This window comes from Escherichia sp. AM3 (assembly GCF_032029835.1).
Classification (GTDB): domain Bacteria; phylum Pseudomonadota; class Gammaproteobacteria; order Enterobacterales; family Enterobacteriaceae; genus Escherichia; species Escherichia coli.
Genome location: NZ_JAVUPQ010000009.1, coordinates 23,117 through 42,104, shown reverse-complemented (window position 1 = coordinate 42,104; position 18,988 = coordinate 23,117). Strand labels below are relative to the sequence as shown.

Below are 18,988 nucleotides of genomic sequence, written 5' to 3'. Positions count from 1 at the left end.
AGCGCACGAAATATTATGCTAAAATCCGCCCCCCTGCGGGGCCATACTCGAACCCGAAGGAAGAAAATGAACATTATTGAAGCTAACGTTGCTACCCCGGACGCTCGCGTCGCCATCACCATCGCGCGTTTCAACAACTTTATCAATGACAGCCTGCTGGAAGGTGCAATTGACGCACTGAAACGTATCGGTCAGGTAAAAGATGAAAACATTACCGTTGTTTGGGTGCCTGGTGCCTATGAGCTGCCGCTGGCGGCGGGTGCACTGGCTAAAACCGGTAAATACGACGCGGTGATTGCGCTGGGTACGGTTATTCGTGGTGGCACTGCCCACTTTGAATATGTCGCTGGTGGTGCAAGCAACGGCCTGGCGCATGTTGCCCAGGACAGCGAAATTCCGGTTGCTTTTGGGGTTCTGACCACTGAAAGCATTGAACAAGCGATCGAACGTGCTGGCACCAAAGCTGGCAACAAAGGTGCAGAAGCTGCACTGACCGCGCTTGAAATGATTAATGTATTGAAAGCCATCAAGGCCTGAAATTAGTAAGGGGAAATCCGTGAAACCTGCTGCTCGTCGCCGCGCTCGTGAGTGTGCCGTCCAGGCGCTCTACTCCTGGCAGTTGTCCCAGAACGACATCGCTGATGTTGAATACCAGTTCCTGGCTGAACAGGATGTAAAAGACGTTGACGTCCTGTACTTCCGTGAGCTGCTGGCCGGGGTGGCGACTAATACCGCATACCTCGACGGACTGATGAAGCCATACCTGTCCCGCCTGCTGGAAGAACTGGGACAGGTAGAAAAAGCAGTACTGCGCATTGCGCTGTACGAACTGTCTAAACGTAGCGATGTGCCATACAAAGTGGCCATTAACGAAGCGATCGAACTGGCGAAATCGTTCGGCGCAGAAGACAGCCATAAGTTCGTCAACGGCGTACTCGATAAAGCAGCACCTGTGATTCGCCCTAACAAAAAGTGATATCCAGGCCGGTAGATTCACGGAAGACCGTTCCATGATCGCCGGCCTTTTCTTTTTTACCTGCTGAGGCATAACGTATGGCATGTGGCGAGTTCTCCCTGATTGCCCGTTATTTTGACCGTGTAAGAAGTTCTCGTCTTGATGTCGAACTGGGCATCGGCGACGATTGCGCACTTCTAAATATCCCCGAGAAACAGACCCTGGCGATCAGCACTGATACGCTGGTGGCGGGTAACCATTTCCTCCCTGATATCGATCCTGCTGATCTGGCTTATAAAGCACTGGCGGTGAACCTAAGCGATCTGGCAGCGATGGGGGCCGATCCGGCCTGGCTGACGCTGGCATTAACCTTACCGGACGTAGACGAAGCGTGGCTTGAGTCCTTCAGCGACAGTTTGTTTGATCTTCTCAATTATTACGATATGCAACTCATTGGCGGCGATACCACGCGTGGGCCATTATCAATGACGTTGGGTATCCACGGCTTTGTTCCGATGGGACGAGCCTTAACGCGCTCTGGGGCGAAACCGGGTGACTGGATCTATGTGACCGGTACACCGGGCGATAGCGCCGCCGGGCTGGCGATTTTGCAAAACCGTTTGCAGGTTGCCGATGCTAAAGATGCTGACTACTTGATCAAACGTCATCTCCGTCCATCGCCGCGTATTTTACAGGGGCAGGCACTGCGCGATCTGGCAAATTCAGCTATCGATCTCTCTGACGGTCTGATTTCCGATCTCGGGCATATCGTGAAAGCCAGCGACTGCGGCGCACGTATTGACCTGGCATTGCTGCCGTTTTCTGATGCGCTTTCTCGCCATGTTGAACCGGAACAGGCGCTGCGCTGGGCGCTCTCTGGCGGTGAAGATTACGAGTTGTGTTTCACGGTGCCGGAACTGAACCGTGGCGCGCTGGATGTTGCTCTCGGACACCTTGGCGTACCGTTTACCTGTATCGGGCAAATGACCGCCGATATCGAAGGGCTTTGTTTTATTCGTGACGGCGAACCTGTCACGTTTGACTGGAAAGGATATGACCATTTTGCCACGCCATAAAGATGTCGCGAAAAGTCGCCTGAAGATGAGTAATCCGTGGCATCTGCTTGCTGTCGGATTCGGAAGTGGATTAAGCCCGATCGTTCCTGGGACGATGGGCTCGCTGGCAGCGATTCCGTTCTGGTATCTGATGACCTTTTTGCCCTGGCAGCTCTACTCGCTGGTGGTGATGCTGGGGATCTGTATCGGCGTCTATCTTTGTCATCAGACCGCAAAAGATATGGGCGTGCACGATCACGGCAGCATTGTCTGGGACGAATTTATTGGTATGTGGATCACGCTCATGGCGCTGCCGACCAATGACTGGCAGTGGGTTGCCGCCGGGTTTGTGATTTTCCGTATTCTGGATATGTGGAAACCGTGGCCGATCCGCTGGTTTGATCGCAATGTGCATGGCGGCATGGGGATCATGATAGATGATATTGTCGCCGGGGTGATCTCCGCTGGCATCCTGTACTTTATTGGTCATCACTGGCCGCTGGGCATTCTGTCGTAGTTGTGCACCGATGCCTGATGTGACGCTTGTTGCGTCTCATCAGGCCTGGACTCTTATTTAAATCCTACTACCGGATGCGGTTTATACGGCGTTTCCAGTTCGGCAATCTGTTCCGGCTTCAAAGTGATATCCACCGCGTTCAATAGCTCATCAAGCTGTTCTTCCCGCGATGTACCGATAATCGGTGCGGCAATGCCCGGTTTACTCAACAACCAGGCCAGCGCAACTTGTGCTCGTGTTGCACCGAGTTCTTCACTGACGCCCGTTAACCGCTCTGCGATCTGCGCGTCATTTTCATCGCTTTCTTTATAGAGATTTTTCCCCACCTCATCAGACACCAGTCGTGCGGTAGTTTCTCCCCACGGACGCGTTAGTCGCCCCCGCGCCAGCGGGCTCCACGGAATCACCGCCACGCCCTCCTGATAACACAGTGGCAGCATCTCGCGCTCTTCTTCGCGATAAATCAGATTGTAGTGATCCTGCATACTGACAAACTGCGCCCAGCCATGCTGTTTTTGGAGTTCCAGTGCCTGAGCAAACTGCGAAGCGTGCATTGATGACGCGCCGATATAACGCGCTTTCCCGGCTTTTACCACGTCGTTCAGGGCTTCCAGCGTCTCTTCGATCGGCGTGTTGTAATCCCAGCGATGAATTTGCAGGATATCGACATAATCCATGCCGAGACGGCGCAGGCTGTCGTCGATAGAGCGCAATATTTGCGCACGGGATAATCCTTCCGGCAAATCACCAACGCGATGGAATACTTTGGTGGCAACGACCACGTCTTCACGACGGGCGAAATCCCGCAGTGCGCGACCGACGATCTCTTCGCTGCTGCCATCGGAATAGCTATTGGCGGTGTCAAAGAAATTTATGCCGCCTTCCAGCGCGCGTTTAATTATGGGACGGCTGCTTTCTTCCGGCAGTGTCCATGCGTGATTACCACGATCTGGCTCGCCAAAGGTCATACAGCCGAGGCAAAGTCGGGAAACGCGAAGGTCGGTTTTTCCTAAGGGGTTGTATTGCATGCTGCCACTCCTGCCATACTCGTCATACTTCAAGTTGCATGTGCTGCGGCTGCATTCGTTCACCCCAGTCACTTACTTATGTAAGCTCCTGGGGCTTCACTCGTTTGCCGCCTTCCTGCAACTCGAATTATTTAGAGTCTATGAATAATTTGTTAAGCATAGCAGGAGTGGAGTAGGGATTATGCCAGCCAGGCCTTGATTTTGGCTTCCATACCGGCGGCATCGAGGCCGAGTTCGGCGCGCATTTCTTCCTGAGTTCCTTGCGGAATAAAGAAGTCCGGCAGACCAATGTTCAGCACGGGTACTGGTTTACGATGGGCCATCAGCACTTCGTTCACTCCGCTACCTGCGCCGCCCATAATGGCGTTTTCTTCTACGGTGACCAGCGCTTCATGGCTGGCGGCCATTTCCAGAATTAACGCTTCATCAAGCGGTTTCACAAAACGCATATCGACCAGCGTGGCGTTCAGCGATTCAGCGACTTTCGCCGCGTCTGGCATCAGCGTACCAAAGTTAAGGATCGCCAGTTTCTCGCCACGACGCTTCACAATGCCTTTGCCAATTGGCAGTTTTTCCAGCGGCGTCAGCTCCACGCCTACCGCGTTGCCACGCGGGTAGCGCACCGCTGACGGGCCATCGTTATAGTGATAGCCGGTATAGAGCATCTGGCGACATTCGTTTTCATCGCTCGGGGTCATAATGACCATTTCCGGTATGCAGCGCAGGTAAGAGAGATCAAAAGCACCCTGATGGGTTTGACCGTCAGCACCAACAATGCCCGCGCGGTCGATGGCGAACAGGACCGGGAGTTTTTGAATTGCCACGTCATGCAGCACCTGATCATAGGCGCGTTGCAGGAAGGTGGAGTAGATCGCGACAATGGGTTTGTATCCACCAATGGCCAGTCCCGCAGCAAAGGTCACTGCGTGTTGCTCGGCAATCGCTACATCAAAATAGCGATCCGGGAATTTACGAGAAAACTCGACCATACCGGAACCTTCACGCATCGCCGGAGTAATCGCCATCAGCTTGTTGTCTTTCGCTGCCGTTTCGCACAACCAGTCGCCAAAGATTTTTGAATAGCTCGGCAAACCGCCGCTACTTTTCGGCAAACAACCGCTGGAGGGATCAAATTTAGGCACGGCGTGGAAAGTGATTGGGTCTTTTTCTGCCGGTTCATAACCACGACCTTTTTTGGTCATGATATGCAGGAACTGCGGGCCTTTCAGGTCACGCATGTTCTTCAGCGTGGTGATAAGCCCCAGCACATCGTGACCGTCAACCGGGCCGATGTAGTTAAAGCCCAGCTCTTCAAACAACGTGCCAGGGACTACCATGCCTTTAATATGTTCTTCGGTACGTTTGAGTAGCTCTTTAATGGGTGGCACGCCAGAGAAAACTTTTTTCCCGCCTTCGCGCAGTGAAGAGTAAAGCTTACCGGAAAGCAGCTGCGCCAGATGGTTGTTGAGCGCGCCGACATTTTCGGAAATCGACATTTCGTTGTCGTTGAGGACCACCAGCATATCAGGACGGATATCGCCCGCGTGATTCATCGCTTCAAACGCCATGCCTGCGGTAATCGCGCCATCGCCGATTACACAGACGGTACGGCGATTTTTGCCTTCTTTCTCGGCAGCAACCGCAATACCAATTCCGGCACTGATGGAGGTTGATGAATGCCCGACGCTTAATACGTCATATTCGCTTTCGCCGCGCCACGGGAACGGGTGCAGGCCGCCTTTCTGACGGATGGTGCCGATTTTGTCGCGGCGTCCGGTCAAAATTTTATGCGGATAAGCCTGATGCCCCACATCCCAAATCAATTGGTCAAACGGGGTGTTGTAGACATAGTGCAGCGCCACGGTCAGTTCGACCGTGCCCAGCCCGGAGGCGAAGTGCCCGCTGGAACGGCTCACGCTGTCGAGTAAATAGCGGCGCAGTTCGTCGCAGAGTTTCGGTAAACTCTCTTTCGGCAACAGTCGTAACTCCTGGGTGGAGTCGACCAGTGCCAGGGTCGGGTATTTGGCAATATCAAAACTCATCAGGGGCCTATTAATACTTATTGTTTATTTATTACGCTGGATGATGTAGTCCGCTAGCGCTTCCAGTGCCGAGGTATCGAGTGATTGTTCAGCCAGTTGTTTCAGCGACTGACGGGCATCGTCGATCAGATCCCGGGCTTTCTTCCGGGCTTGCTCAAGACCCAGAAGTGCAGGGTAGGTACTTTTACCAAGTTGCTGGTCGGCACCCTGGCGTTTTCCCAACGTTGCAGTATCTCCTACCACATCCAGGATGTCATCCTGAACCTGGAAGGCAAGGCCGATGCTCTCTGCGTACTTGTCGAGTACTGGCAGAGCACGACGCCCTTTATCTCCGGCGCTTAATGCGCCAAGGCGAACGGCGGCGCGAATCAATGCGCCGGTTTTATGACGATGAATACGCTCAAGCGCGTCCAGAGGTACGTGTTTGCCTTCCGCGTCTAAATCCAACGCCTGACCACCACACATTCCGGCAATACCGCTGGCGCTCGCCAGTTCAGAAATCATCGAAATTCTGTCGCGATCCGACACTTCCGGCATATCAGCATCGCTTAAAATCGAGAACGCCAGCGTTTGTAAAGCGTCGCCAGCGAGAATCGCGTTCGCTTCGCCAAACTTCACATGGCAGGTCGGCAAACCGCGACGCAGATCGTCATCATCCATCGCCGGTAAATCATCATGAATTAATGAGTAAGCGTGGATACACTCTACGGCAGCAGCGGGTGCGTCCAGCGTGTTTGTGCTAACGCCGAACATATGACCGGTGGCATAAACCAGAAAAGGTCGCAGGCGCTTACCACCTAATAATGCGCCATACTGCATGGTTTCGACCACGGGAGTGTTCTGAAAGGGCAGTGGGGCGATAAAACGGCTCAGCGCCTGGTTGGCCTGCTTAACGCAGGCTTCGAGTTGCTGCGGAAAGTCCATTACTCATTGTCCGGTGTAAAAGGGGTTAGAGAGGCGTCTTCATTGTCAGACAGCAGAATTTGTACGCGCTGTTCAGCTTGTTGTAATTTGGCCTGCCCCTGACGTGCCAGCTGCACGCCGCGTTCGAACTCGTTCAGCGCCTCTTCCAGCGGCAGGTCGCCACTTTCCAGACGGGTTACAATCTGTTCCAGCTCGCTCAGCGCCTTTTCAAAGCTGGCGGGAGCCTCATTTTTCTTCGGCATAATGAATGTCTGACTCTCAATATTTTTCGCCCCGTCATGGTAACGGACTCAGGGCAAATAGCAAATAACGCGCAATGGTAAGGTGATGTGCGCAGCAAAGCGATGTTAGTGGTATACTTCCGCGCCTGGATGCAGCCGCAGGTGTGGGCTGCTGTATTTTTCCCTATACAAGTCGCTTAAGGCTTGCCAACGAACCATTGCCGCCATGAAGTTTATCATTAAATTGTTCCCGGAAATCACCATCAAAAGCCAATCTGTGCGCTTGCGCTTTATAAAAATCCTTACCGGGAACATTCGTAACGTTTTAAAGCACTATGATGAGACGCTCGCTGTCGTCCGCCACTGGGATAACATCGAAGTTCGCGCAAAAGATGAAAACCAGCGTCTGGCTATTCGCGACGCCCTGACCCGTATTCCGGGTATCCACCATATTCTCGAAGTCGAAGACGTGCCGTTTACCGACATGCACGATATTTTCGAGAAAGCGTTGGTTCAGTATCGCGATCAGCTGGAAGGCAAAACCTTCTGCGTACGCGTGAAGCGCCGTGGCAAACATGATTTTAGCTCGATTGATGTGGAACGTTACGTCGGCGGCGGTTTAAATCAGCATATTGAGTCCGCGCGCGTGAAGCTGACCAATCCGGAAGTGACTGTCCATCTGGAAGTGGAAGACGATCGTCTCCTGCTGATTAAAGGCCGCTACGAAGGTATTGGCGGTTTCCCGATCGGCACCCAGGAAGATGTGCTGTCGCTCATTTCCGGTGGTTTCGACTCCGGTGTTTCCAGTTATATGTTGATGCGTCGCGGCTGCCGCGTGCATTACTGCTTCTTTAACCTCGGCGGCGCGGCGCATGAAATTGGCGTGCGTCAGGTGGCGCATTATCTGTGGAATCGTTTTGGCAGCTCCCACCGCGTGCGTTTTGTCGCTATTAATTTCGAACCGGTCGTCGGGGAAATTCTCGAGAAAATCGACGACGGTCAGATGGGCGTTATCCTCAAACGTATGATGGTGCGTGCCGCGTCTAAAGTGGCTGAACGTTACGGCGTACAGGCGCTGGTCACCGGCGAAGCGCTCGGCCAGGTGTCCAGTCAGACGCTGACCAACCTGCGCCTGATTGATAACGTCTCTGATACGCTGATCCTGCGTCCGCTGATTTCTTACGACAAAGAGCACATCATCAACCTGGCCCGCCAGATTGGCACTGAAGACTTTGCTCGCACGATGCCGGAATATTGTGGCGTGATCTCCAAAAGCCCGACGGTGAAAGCGGTTAAATCGAAGATTGAAGCGGAAGAAGAGAAGTTCGACTTCAGCATTCTCGATAAAGTGGTTGAGGAGGCGAATAACGTTGATATCCGCGAAATCGCCCAGCAGACCGAGCAGGAAGTGGTGGAAGTGGAAACCGTCAATGGCTTCGGCCCGAACGACGTGATCCTCGATATCCGTTCTATCGATGAACAGGAAGATAAGCCACTGAAAGTCGAAGGGATTGATGTGGTTTCTCTGCCGTTCTATAAACTGAGCACCAAATTTGGCGATCTCGACCAGAACAAAACTTGGCTGCTGTGGTGTGAGCGCGGGGTGATGAGCCGTCTGCAGGCGCTCTATCTGCGCGAGCAGGGCTTTAACAATGTGAAGGTATATCGCCCGTAATTTGTGGTTTTTACGTCGCATCTGGTCAGATGCGACGTTTGCCGCATCCGACACTACTCGTAATAATTATAAATCCCTGCCGCCATCACCAGTTGTGATGCCACTTCATGGGCTTTTTCACGCCCAACCAACAGGTCGATAATTTTCAGACCAAAGTCGATAGCTGTACCCGGCCCCTGGCTGGTCAGCAATTTTACCCGTGCATCCCAGACGACGCGCTTGTCCAGCCATTGTTCGGCGGGAATTTTGTCTTTCAGCGTCGGGAAGCCGGTCATATTACCAATCGGGAAGATATCGTGCGGCACCAGCACGGTGGCTGGCGCGGCGCAAATAGCCGCGACGATACGCCCGGAACGGTGGAACTGTTTAACGGTTTCAACCAGCAGAGTGCTATCGCGAAAACACTCCGCGCCTTTAATGCCACCAGGCAGCACGATCACGTCATATTCGCCATCAGCCACTTCGACCAGCGGCGCATCCGCCAGCAGCTTCACGCCGCGCGAGCAGGTAATCGCCAGGTTACCATCGCTGGCGACGCTGGCAGTGGTGACTTTGATACCGCCGCGAACCAGCAGATCGATAGTGGTGACGGCTTCAGTCTCTTCACTACCAGGGGCGAGGCAAACCAGTGCCGATGCGCTCATATTCACTCTCCTTTCTTTTTACCATTTCAAACAGGCGGGTGTTTTCCGGTACGGCAATCCCATGCGCGCGGGCGCGGCGTAAGAGAAAACCATTGATATAGTCGATTTCAGTGTGGCGCAGCGCGCGGATATCCTGCAACATCGACGAGATATTTTCCGCTGTGGCATCAATCACCTGCATCACGTAATCACGCAAATCTTCTGCTGAAGTATGATGCCCTTCGCGTTCGATCACCGCCGCGACTTCTTCGCATATCTGCATAATTTCTTGCGGATGATGACGTAATTCACCGTTCGGGCAATTCCAGATGGCAGTCAGTGGATTAATCACGCAGTTGACTGCCAGCTTGCGCCACAGCTCGGCGCGAATATTGTTATGCCAGGCAACGTCAGGCAACACGGTTTGCAAAATATCCGCCAGATAACTGTAATCCCCGTCCTGTTGCCGTGCCGGGCCAATATGCGTGATACCGTTTGCCACATGAATAATGACATTGCCGTCGCGGCGGGCTGCATGGGTGGTGGTGCCCATCAGTAATGGCTGCTGAATGTTTTGCAACTCTTCGATGGTGCCCATGCCGTTGTGAATTAACAGTATTGGCGTAGTTACAGGCAGTGTGGACGCGAGGCTTTTGACGGCATCGGAAACCTGCCATGCTTTCAGCGTCACCAGGAGCAGATCGCTGGTGGCGAGAAAATCGGGATCGTTGGCGGTCAGCGATTCGTTAAATATCGAACCATCTGTCTCAACCAGATTCACGCTACAATAAGGTTGCGGTACGCGCAGCCAGCCCTGAACTTCATGACCCTGTTTGCAAAGTGCTGTAAGCCATAATTGCCCTAAGGCACCGCATCCCAATACGGTAATTTTCATTGTTCCTCCTCACCCGCAACCACTCCGGGTGTTCAATAAGGCTATCCCTTAATTGTGCATGCTGTTGCGACTATGCACAATTAAGGGATACGTCCTGGTGCAGGACTGTCGGTTATTTAACTTTGCGGGTATTATGCTTCGCATCAAAAATGAAGGGAGAGGAAAAGATGCCATCTTTCGATATTGTCTCTGAAGTTGATCTTCAGGAAGCACGTAACGCGGTCGATAACGCGAGCCGCGAAGTGGAGTCCCGTTTTGACTTCCGTAACGTTGAAGCCTCATTTGAGCTGAACGACGCCAGCAAAACCATCAAAGTGTTGAGCGAGTCCGATTTCCAGGTCAATCAGTTGCTGGATATTCTGCGTGCCAAGCTGCTGAAGCGCGGCATTGAAGGCAGTTCGCTGGATGTACCGGAGAATATCGTTCATAGCGGTAAAACCTGGTTTGTGGAAGCGAAACTGAAACAGGGCATTGAGAGCGCGACCCAGAAGAAAATCGTCAAGATGATCAAAGACAGCAAACTGAAAGTGCAGGCGCAAATTCAGGGCGATGAAATCCGCGTAACGGGCAAATCTCGTGATGATTTGCAGGCTGTCATGGCGATGGTACGTGGTGGCGATCTCGGTCAGCCGTTCCAGTTCAAAAACTTCCGCGATTAATCGCGACTATGTGCGTTTTGTTCATGTCAGATGCGGCATGAACGCCTGATTCGGCCTACAAAGGTTTGTAATTCAGAAACTTTGTAGGCCTGATAAGCGTAGCGCAGCAGGCAATTCGCCGCGTTTTTTATGCCTGACGAATTGCCTGTTCTATCTCAAAGCGATTCGTCACTTTGCTGTCGATTTTCACATAAGCTGAATGTTCTTCTTCTGCAATCAACACTTCTTTGATGCCTTCAGTTTCTAGCAAACGCACTTTTAACGCCTCGTTTGCGGCAATGTTCGCCGGGATTTCAATGCGCAAACTGCTGACATACGGCGGTTCTTTCATGGTACTGGTGACTGTCAGCCACACTGCGGCCAGCATTGCGCCAGCGAGAAATACCCCCTGACCGTCAAACATGCCGTTAATCCAGCCGCCCAGCGAACCGCCAATCGCCACGCCAAGAAACTGGCTGGTGGAGTAAACACCCATCGCCGTACCTTTGTAACCTGCTGGCGACTCTTTACTGATAAGTGAGGGCAGGAGGGCTTCCATCAAATTAAACGCCACAAAGAAAAGCTGCACGCCGACCACCAGTTGCCAGAACTGCGTTTGCGCGTTCCACAACACAATTTCCGCAACCACGATCAACCCGACGCAGAAGACAAAGACTTGCTTCATTTTGCGCTTAACTTCAGCGTAGATAATGAAAGGCACGACCGAGCCAAAGGCGATTAGCATTGTCGCCAGATAGACCTTCCAGTGTTCAGCCGCCGGGAACCCTGCATCAGCCAGTTGTCCGGGCAGGGCAACAAACGTCGACATCAGCAAAATATGCAGACACATAATGCCAAAGTTGAGTTTCAGCAGCCGCGGTTCCGCCAGCACTTTACTGAAACTGCCTTTCACCATTCCGGACTCACGATTAAGTACGTGAGTGCTACTGTTGGGCACAACCCAAATGGTCAACGCAATGCCGGTCGTTGCCAGAATAGCGATCATCCAGAACAGCGCGTGCAGCCCAAGTTTGTGAGTGATGATCGGGCCAAGCACCATCGCAATGGCAAAGGTAATGCCAAAGCTCACGCCGATAAACGCCATTGCTTTGGTACGGTTTTGTTCGCGCGTGAGATCGGAAAGCAGCGCCATAACGGCAGCGGCAATCGCACCGGAGCCTTGTAGCGCCCGGCCCAGAATAATTCCCCAGATGGAGTCAGAAAGCGCAGCGATAACGCTACCGGCGGCAAACACCGCCAGCCCACCGACAATTAATGGTTTGCGACCAATGCGGTCGGAAAGCAGGCCAAACGGAATCTGAAAAACGGCCTGAGTCAGACCATAAATACCAATGGCAATACCGATTAATGCTTCGCTGGCACCTTGCAGAGCCATGCCATACGTGGTCAGAACCGGCAGAACCATAAACATGCCCAGCATGCGCAACGAGAAAACGGTTCCTAAACCCCAGGTCGCGCGCCGCTCACCTGGCGTCATTTTATAATCGTTCATTACCACCTCTGTTTTAAATTCGCGACTAGTGTAAAGCGGCAAACGAATGGGGTAAACATGCGGATTTTTTAGTAAATATTTCGAGAGGGATATGTTTCTAATGCTAAGAAAAAAGGTGCCGTAGCACCTTTTTAACTGAGAGGTTTTGTTACCACACAGCAGCCAGCAGCGTATGCGAGTCCGGTACCATAAAATCAACGGACATCATCACCGAGAGGGCAGTGATGGCGATGATAGAGAAGCCGAACAGCTTGCGCGCCCAGATTCTGTCATCAGCAACTTTATAACCGCGCAGAGCCATACCTAACCACCAGACGCTAACCGCCGCGGCGACCACCAGATATTTATATCCAGCGTAACCGCCAAGAGAGAGCATCAGCGTGGCAACGGCAAAGGCGATGATATACAGCGTGATGTGATTCTTCGCCACCGAAATGCCTTTTACCACTGGCAATACCGGAATGTTTGCCGCCTGGTAATCCTTAAAGCGGAAAATGGCGATGGCATAGGAGTGAGGCATCTGCCACAGGCTGAAGATAGCCAGCAGGATCGCTGCGCCGCTATCGAACTCGCCGGTTACTGCACAGTAGCCAATCACCGGCGGCGCAGCGCCGGAGAGCGAACCAATCAATGTGCCGTAGACTGAGTGGCGTTTCATGTACAGGCTATAGACGCCGACATAAACCACAAAGCCCATCACCCCCAGCCAGCAGGCCAGCGGATTCGCGCCAAACCACAGCAGCATAAAGCCAGCAATACCCAGCAAGGTGGCGTACACCAGCGAGACAGCAGGAGAGATCAGGCCTTTAACCAGCACCCGATTCTTCGTCCTTTCCATCTTTCTGTCGATATCCCTGTCGATGTAGTTGTTAAACACACAACCCGACGCCACAACCAGTGACACCCCAACCAGCGTGTAGATAAACAGGGGATAATCAATGCTGCCCTTTGAGGCCAGCAGGAATCCCCCAATCACCGAGATCAGGTTGCCAAAGATGATGCCTGGTTTCGTTACTTGCAGGTATTGCTTAAACATCATAACCGCCGCTCTTAGTGCATCATCATGTTGTAGTTGAGGTTCCACATAATCCAGATGGAGCCTACAACCAGGATAGCGATGATTAGCACGGTGAAGACAAACGCCGTCATGTTCCAGCCTTCATCTGATTTGGTATTCATGTGCAGGAAGCACACCAGATGCACCAGAACCTGTACCACTGCCATTGCCAGGATTGTTCCCAGAATTACGGCCGGAGAGGCAGCCCCTGTCATCACCATCCAGAACGGAATCACCGTCAGAATGATCGACAGGATAAAGCCTGTCATGTAGGTTTTTACGCTGCCATGGGACGCGCCGCTGTGATCGGTAGAATGACTCATTACATCGCCCCCATCAGATAAACAACAGTGAACACACAGATCCAAACCACATCCAGGAAGTGCCAGAACAGGCTCAGGCACATGATGCGGGTACGGTTAGTGCTGGTCAGGCCGCGACGAGCGATTTGTACCATCAGCACCGCCATCCAGATAAGACCGGAAGTGACGTGCAGACCGTGCGTGCCGACCAGCGCAAAGAACGCTGACAGGAAGCCGCTGCGATCCGGACCCATGCCGTTAACAATCAGGTGATGGAATTCGTAGATTTCCATCCCGATAAATCCGGCACCAAACAACCAGGTCAACGCCAGCCAGGAGATAACCTGGCTTTTGTTGTTTTTGTACATGGCGATAGCCGCCATGCCGTAGGTGATGGAGCTGAACAACAGCAAGAAAGTTTCAACCAGAACGAACGGCAGTTCGAAAATGTCCTTACCTGTCGGGCCGCCTGCGGTGCCGTTCACCAGAACGGCATAGGTAGCAAACAAGATTGAGAACAGAATGCAGTCGCTCATCAGGTAGATCCAAAATCCGAAGATTTTGGTTCCGCCTGCATCGTGGTGCCCGTGTTCGTGCGCGTGGGCAGTCGCGTGCGTCAAAGTATCAGTTGCCATTTTTCAGCCCTGCCTTAGTAATCTCATCGAAATGCTGGTTTTCCAGTTTTTCGATTTCTGCCACCGGCACGTAGTAATCCACGTCCTCGTCGAAGCTTTTCACGATCCATGTGATGATCATGCCTGCGAAGCCAACAATCGCCAGCCACCAGATATGCCAGATCATGGCGAAACCGAAGATGGTGGAGAAAGCTGCAATGACGATACCTGCACCGCTGTTTTTCGGCATATGAATTTCTTCATAGTGGTCAGGCTTTTTATACGCTTCGCCTTTCTCTTTCATTTCCCAGAATGCATCACGCTCGTGAACGTGCGGCACAACGGCAAAGTTATAGAACGGAGGCGGGGAAGAGGTTGCCCACTCCAGCGTACGGCCACCCCACGGGTCGCCAGTCAGGTCACGGTTCTGGTCGCGGTCGCGAATAGAAACGTACATCTGAATAACGAGGCAGAGAATACCCAGCGCAATCAGTACTGCACCGCTGGCTGCAATCATCAGCATGGTGTGGAACTGCGGGTCAATCTGCTGGCTCAAACGACGGGTCATGCCCATGAAGCCCAGCGCATACAGCGGCATAAAGGCAACGAAGAAGCCGATGATCCAGAACCAGAACGCGCGTTTACCCCAGGTTTCGTTCAGTTTGAAACCGAACGCTTTAGGCCACCAGTAGGTCATCCCTGCGAAGCAGCCGAAGACCACGCCGCCGATGATCACGTTATGGAAGTGCGCAATCAGGAACAGGCTGTTATGCAGAACGAAGTCCGCGCCCGGTACTGCCAGCAGCACGCCAGTCATCCCGCCCACCGAGAAAGTGACGATAAAACCGATGGTCCACAGCATCGCAGAATGGAACACGATGCGGCCCTGATACATGGTGAACAGCCAGTTGAAGATCTTCACCCCGGTCGGGATGGCGATAATCATTGTGGTGATACCAAAGAAGGCGTTTACGTTCGCGCCCGCACCCATCGTAAAGAAGTGGTGCAGCCAAACGATGAACGACAGCACGGTGATACAGACGGTTGCCCATACCAGCGAGGTATAACCAAACAGACGTTTACGCGAGAAGGTTGCCGCAATTTCGGAGAACACACCGAAAACAGGCAGGATCAGGATGTAAACTTCCGGGTGGCCCCAGGCCCAAATCAGGTTGATGTACATCATCATGTTGCCACCCATATCGTTGGTAAAGAAATGGGTGCCCAGATAGCGATCCAGGGTCAACAACGCGACGGTAACCGTCAGAATTGGGAAGGAAGCAATAATCAGTACGTTCGCGCACAGTGATGCCCAGGTAAATACTGGCATCTTGAACATGGTCATGCCCGGTGCGCGCATCTTCAGAATGGTAACGAAGAAGTTGATACCGGTAAGCGTCGTACCTATACCGGATAGCTGGAGACTCCATATCCAGTAATCGACACCGACTCCCGGACTGTACTCTATTCCCGATAGCGGTGGATAGGCCAGCCAGCCGGTCTGCGCAAATTCGCCCACGCCGAGAGAAACGTTAACCAGAATCACACCAACAACAGTAAACCAGAAGCTTAAGTTGTTGAGGAACGGGAACGCAACGTCACGCGCGCCGATCTGCAGCGGAACCACCAGGTTCATCAGACCGATAACGAAAGGCATCGCCACGAAGAAGATCATAATCACGCCGTGCGCGGTGAAGATCTGATCGTAGTGGTGAGGTGGCAGGAAGCCCGCTTCGCCCGCCGAGGCAAGAGCCTGCTGGCTACGCATCATAATGGCGTCAGCAAAACCACGCAGCAACATCACAATCGCCACGATGATATACATGATACCGAGGCGTTTATGGTCGACGGAGGTCAGCCACTCTTTCCACAGGTAGGTCCACTTACCGAAGTAAGTGATCAGGCCAACGAGCGCCAGACCTCCCAAAATAATGCCAGCGATCGTAACCATGACGATAGGTTCATGGAACGGGACTGCATCAAGTGATAATTTTCCGAACATCTTTATTCTTCCTCAACCCCTTTAATGGGCGGATTCCGCGTGGCTCATGTCCATGCCTTCCATACCTTCGTGTGCACTGTGCTCACCTTCTGGCTGGGTCATGTCCATGCTCTTACCGTGAGCCATAAACTTGTTAATCACATCGGCAAACAAGTCTGGTTTCACGTTGGAGAAATATTCCACCTGGTTGTATTCGCTAGGCGCGGCCAGTTTTTCGAACGCAGCCATGTCAGACATGGTGTTCGGCGACTGTTTCGCTTTTGCGACCCATTGGTCGAATTCGGCGCGATCCGGTGTTGCAATAGCTTTGAACTTCATGCCTGAGAAGCCCGGCCCGCTGTAGCTGGCGGAGATACCGTCATAAGTACCGGGTTCGTTGGCGATCAGATGCAGGCGAGTCTGCATACCGGCCATGGCATAAATCTGGCTACCCAGACGCGGAATGAAGAAGGAGTTCATCACGGAGTTGGAGGTCACTTTGAAGTACACCGGAGTGTTCGCCGGGAAAGCGATTTCATTCACGGTAGCAATGCCCTGTTCCGGGTAGATGAAGAACCATTTCCAGTCCATGGAAACCACTTCGATGGTAATGGGCTTCTCGTCGTGTGCCAGCGGCTTGCTAGGCTCAAGAGCGTGAGTGGTTTTCCAGGTCAGTACCGCAAGGAAGATGATGATTAAGATAGGTACCGTCCAGACCACAGCTTCCACTTTATTGGAGTGTGACCAGTTCGGGCTGTACTTAGCATCTTTATTGCTCGCACGATACTTCCAGGCGAAACCAACAGCCATCAAGATTGCGGGAATAACGACAATCAACATCAGGCCAAATGCCGTCAGTATCAGTGAACGTTGCTCCAGACCAATCTGTCCTTTGGGATCTAACAGCGCAGAATTACAGCCACTGAGCAATACAGTGCCTGCAAATAATGACAACCATCCCAAACTTTTATTGTATTTCCTGAGTCTCATTTAACGACCTCAATTCCACGGGATCTGGTGGCGTTTAAAGTGTGTGGGCATTTTACGGGAAGGTTACATTACTGTAAACATGATTAAATTCCTGTTACTTGGATTTGGCTGTCAGGTCACATATGTTGCAAAACATATCAAGTTGATTTTAAGAAGCTGTTGCAAAAGGGCGTTATAACGAAAGGGGAGTGCAGAAGGAGTTTGGATGGGCAATTGGTATAACCAATCTGGAATAAAACAATTGTTTAACAAATAATTATCATTATGGTGACAATTGGGTGGGGGAAAATAAAGACTCATTAGCTGAATCGTGTAAGAAAAAATAGAATTCATAAATTGCGTCAATAATTTCCAAACGCTAAGCCGCACAAAAGAACAAATATTATTAAGCGATACTGATGTTTATTTAGCCGTAATAATTACGGCGAGTGATTACTACAGCTAAATAATATTTACAGATTACGTCAGATGCGTTTTTCGTAGCGCCAGATAATCCAGCAAACCACCAAGCACGACGCCAGAAAGGGCGACTAAAACCCCGACTTCCAGCAGAGCAGGCAGGAAAGAGAAGTGCGTCAAATCCAGCGCGTCCATCGTCAACAGCAGTAACCACACGGCCAACAGGCTGACGCCCGCCGCCAGTGTCCACATGGCAAAGGCATAACCTGCCGGATATTCGGTACGGGAGATAAAGTTGTCATTTACTCGTGTATATTCAAGCGTCTGGCGGCAAACCAGCAGCAAAATAAGCCCCGGTACGGCAGCGGCGACGGAGAATAGATAGAATGTCGACCAGCCGTGTGCTTCAACAAACCAACCCGCCACGGGGCCGACATAAACTCGTCCTACAGCGGAAAGCGCTGAGAGCAGGGCAAATTGAGTTGCGGAAAATGACTTATTACACAGCGTCATTAACAGCGCGACAAAGGCTGATGTGCCCATCCCGCCACAGAGGTTTTCGAAAAAGACGGCTGCGCCCATGCTGTAGAGATGCTTATCAGTAATCGACAGCAGCCAGTAACCAGCGTTAGACGCACCTTGTAAAATGCCGAAAATCAGCAGCGCCCGGAACAGCGACAGGCGCTGCATCAAAATCCCACCGTACAATGCGCCCACAATGGTCGCCAGTAAGCCAAGCGTTTTGTTAACCACGCCTACTTCACCCGCATCAAACCCGACGCCGCGAATCAAAAACGTGGTTGTCAGGCTCATGGCGAATGCGTCGCCCAGCTTATACAGCACGATAAGAAGCAAAATAAGCCAGGCATTATTGCGACCAAAGAAATCTCGCAGAGGTGCAACAACCGCTTGTTCCAGCGTTTTTGGCACAGGAATGGTGTCGGTCGGTTCTGGTGCAAGCAACGTCGCGATAATACAAGGGATCAACAGCGCCGCCATCAACCAGTACATGCCCTGCCAGCCCAGCCATTTATCTGCCAGCCACAGGGCTAAGCCGCCGGAAACCAGCATCCCTAAACGGTAACCCAGCACGCTGATTGCCGCGCCCGCACCACGTTCTTCTGCCGGGAGCACATCGGTTTTCCACGCATCGAAGACAATATCCTGAGAGGCCGAGCAAAAAGCGATCACCACCGCCAGCGTCGCCATCCAGCGGAGTTGGGTGCCTGGTTCGAGAAAACCCATCGCCGCAATGGCGACTAATAACAGGATTTGCGTGGCGAGCAGCCAACCGCGCCGCCGCCCAAAAAATGGGGGCGTGTAGCGGTCCATCAGCGGTGACCAGAGGAATTTAAAAACGTAAGCCTGGCCTACCAGAGAGAAGAAACCAATGGTTTTGAGATCAATATTCTCGACCGTCATCCAGGCCTGTAAGGTACCGGATGTCAGGGCGAGCGGTAGCCCGGAAGCAAAACCCAGGATCAGCAATATGGCTGAACGCGGCTGTTGAAAAATACGTAAATATTGACTGGACATGGGCGTCTACAGGCCCGGCTTGC

19 protein-coding genes are annotated in these 18,988 nt (G+C 52.4%); 6 read left to right on the top strand and 13 right to left on the bottom strand.

Going from position 1 to position 18,988, the window contains the following annotated elements; genetic code table 11:
* Positions 1–66 precede the first annotated feature (66 nt).
* The 4 genes from ribE to pgpA all read left to right on the top strand — a co-directional run bounded on the left by ribE (position 67) and on the right by pgpA (position 2,527).
* Entirely contained in the window at positions 67–537 is a 471-nt protein-coding gene (gene ribE, locus RTW80_RS06285; RefSeq protein WP_001021161.1) for a 6,7-dimethyl-8-ribityllumazine synthase, read from the top strand.
* 19 nt (positions 538–556) lie between these two features.
* Positions 557–976 carry a transcription antitermination factor NusB gene (gene nusB / locus RTW80_RS06280; protein WP_000801125.1) on the top strand — a complete coding sequence of 140 codons (420 nt, stop codon included), beginning with the start codon at positions 557–559 and terminating at the stop codon, positions 974–976.
* 77 nt (positions 977–1,053) lie between these two features.
* Positions 1,054–2,031, top strand: a complete 978-nt coding sequence (gene thiL / locus RTW80_RS06275; protein WP_000742107.1) for a thiamine-phosphate kinase — start codon at positions 1,054–1,056, stop codon at positions 2,029–2,031.
* Entirely contained in the window at positions 2,009–2,527 is a 519-nt protein-coding gene (gene pgpA, locus RTW80_RS06270) for a phosphatidylglycerophosphatase A (RefSeq protein WP_000154044.1), read from the top strand. The genes thiL and pgpA overlap by 23 nt, the downstream gene beginning before the upstream one ends.
* A 53-nt stretch (positions 2,528–2,580) precedes the next feature.
* On the opposite strand, the gene yajO is transcribed toward pgpA, so the two are convergent.
* The 4 genes from yajO to xseB form a co-directional block, all read right to left on the bottom strand.
* Positions 2,581–3,555, bottom strand: coding sequence for a 1-deoxyxylulose-5-phosphate synthase YajO (gene yajO, locus RTW80_RS06265; protein ID WP_001199800.1), 975 nt, complete (start codon positions 3,553–3,555; stop codon positions 2,581–2,583).
* Positions 3,556–3,734: 179 nt separating this feature from the next.
* Positions 3,735–5,597 carry a 1-deoxy-D-xylulose-5-phosphate synthase gene (dxs, locus tag RTW80_RS06260; protein ID WP_000006806.1) on the bottom strand — a complete coding sequence of 621 codons (1,863 nt, stop codon included), beginning with the start codon at positions 5,595–5,597 and terminating at the stop codon, positions 3,735–3,737.
* A gap of 24 nt (positions 5,598–5,621) precedes the next feature.
* Positions 5,622–6,521 (bottom strand): (2E,6E)-farnesyl diphosphate synthase, encoded by a 900-nt coding sequence (gene ispA / locus RTW80_RS06255; protein WP_000347217.1) that lies wholly within the window; start codon positions 6,519–6,521, stop codon positions 5,622–5,624.
* Positions 6,521–6,763: an exodeoxyribonuclease VII small subunit gene (gene xseB, locus RTW80_RS06250; protein ID WP_001124935.1), complete on the bottom strand. Its 243-nt coding sequence runs from the start codon at positions 6,761–6,763 to the stop codon at positions 6,521–6,523. The genes ispA and xseB overlap by 1 nt, the downstream gene beginning before the upstream one ends.
* Positions 6,764–6,968: 205 nt before the next feature.
* Here xseB and thiI point away from each other — a divergent pair, with 205 nt between their 5' ends.
* Complete coding sequence (thiI, locus tag RTW80_RS06245) at positions 6,969–8,417, top strand: tRNA uracil 4-sulfurtransferase ThiI (protein ID WP_000668682.1); 1,449 nt, start codon at positions 6,969–6,971, stop codon at positions 8,415–8,417.
* 53 nt (positions 8,418–8,470) lie between these two features.
* Here the strand turns inward: thiI and yajL are convergent, their stop codons facing one another.
* Both yajL and panE read right to left on the bottom strand, forming a co-directional pair.
* A complete protein-coding gene (gene yajL / locus RTW80_RS06240; RefSeq protein ID WP_001276305.1) occupies positions 8,471–9,061 on the bottom strand; it encodes a protein deglycase YajL in 591 nt (196 codons plus the stop codon).
* Positions 9,024–9,935 carry a 2-dehydropantoate 2-reductase gene (gene panE, locus RTW80_RS06235; protein ID WP_000705865.1) on the bottom strand — a complete coding sequence of 304 codons (912 nt, stop codon included), beginning with the start codon at positions 9,933–9,935 and terminating at the stop codon, positions 9,024–9,026. Before panE ends, yajL begins: the two co-directional genes overlap by 38 nt.
* 167 nt (positions 9,936–10,102) lie before the next feature.
* Between panE and yajQ the strand changes: the two genes are divergently transcribed.
* On the top strand, positions 10,103–10,594 hold the full coding sequence (gene yajQ / locus RTW80_RS06230) for a nucleotide binding protein YajQ (RefSeq protein ID WP_001138904.1): 492 nt from the start codon (positions 10,103–10,105) through the stop codon (positions 10,592–10,594).
* Positions 10,595–10,721: 127 nt separating this feature from the next.
* Here yajQ and RTW80_RS06225 read toward each other — a convergent pair whose 3' ends face one another.
* The 7 genes from RTW80_RS06225 to ampG form a co-directional block, all read right to left on the bottom strand.
* On the bottom strand, positions 10,722–12,086 hold the full coding sequence (locus RTW80_RS06225; protein WP_001741301.1) for an MFS transporter: 1,365 nt from the start codon (positions 12,084–12,086) through the stop codon (positions 10,722–10,724).
* 148 nt (positions 12,087–12,234) lie between these two features.
* Positions 12,235–13,125: a heme o synthase gene (gene cyoE, locus RTW80_RS06220; RefSeq protein ID WP_000971336.1), complete on the bottom strand. Its 891-nt coding sequence runs from the start codon at positions 13,123–13,125 to the stop codon at positions 12,235–12,237.
* A gap of 11 nt (positions 13,126–13,136) precedes the next feature.
* The gene (locus tag RTW80_RS06215) at positions 13,137–13,466 is read right to left on the bottom strand and encodes a cytochrome o ubiquinol oxidase subunit IV (RefSeq protein ID WP_000019869.1); all 330 of its coding nucleotides are present in this window, start codon (positions 13,464–13,466) and stop codon (positions 13,137–13,139) included.
* A complete protein-coding gene (locus RTW80_RS06210) occupies positions 13,466–14,080 on the bottom strand; it encodes a cytochrome o ubiquinol oxidase subunit III (protein WP_000179819.1) in 615 nt (204 codons plus the stop codon). The genes RTW80_RS06215 and RTW80_RS06210 overlap by 1 nt, the downstream gene beginning before the upstream one ends.
* Positions 14,070–16,061, bottom strand: coding sequence for a cytochrome o ubiquinol oxidase subunit I (gene cyoB, locus RTW80_RS06205; protein WP_000467180.1), 1,992 nt, complete (start codon positions 16,059–16,061; stop codon positions 14,070–14,072). The genes RTW80_RS06210 and cyoB overlap by 11 nt, the downstream gene beginning before the upstream one ends.
* Before the next feature lie 21 nt (positions 16,062–16,082).
* Positions 16,083–17,030, bottom strand: coding sequence for a cytochrome o ubiquinol oxidase subunit II (cyoA, locus tag RTW80_RS06200; protein ID WP_001239441.1), 948 nt, complete (start codon positions 17,028–17,030; stop codon positions 16,083–16,085).
* Positions 17,031–17,489: 459 nt separating this feature from the next.
* Positions 17,490–18,965 (bottom strand): muropeptide MFS transporter AmpG, encoded by a 1,476-nt coding sequence (ampG, locus tag RTW80_RS06195; protein ID WP_063119218.1) that lies wholly within the window; start codon positions 18,963–18,965, stop codon positions 17,490–17,492.
* Positions 18,966–18,988: the final 23 nt, after the last annotated feature.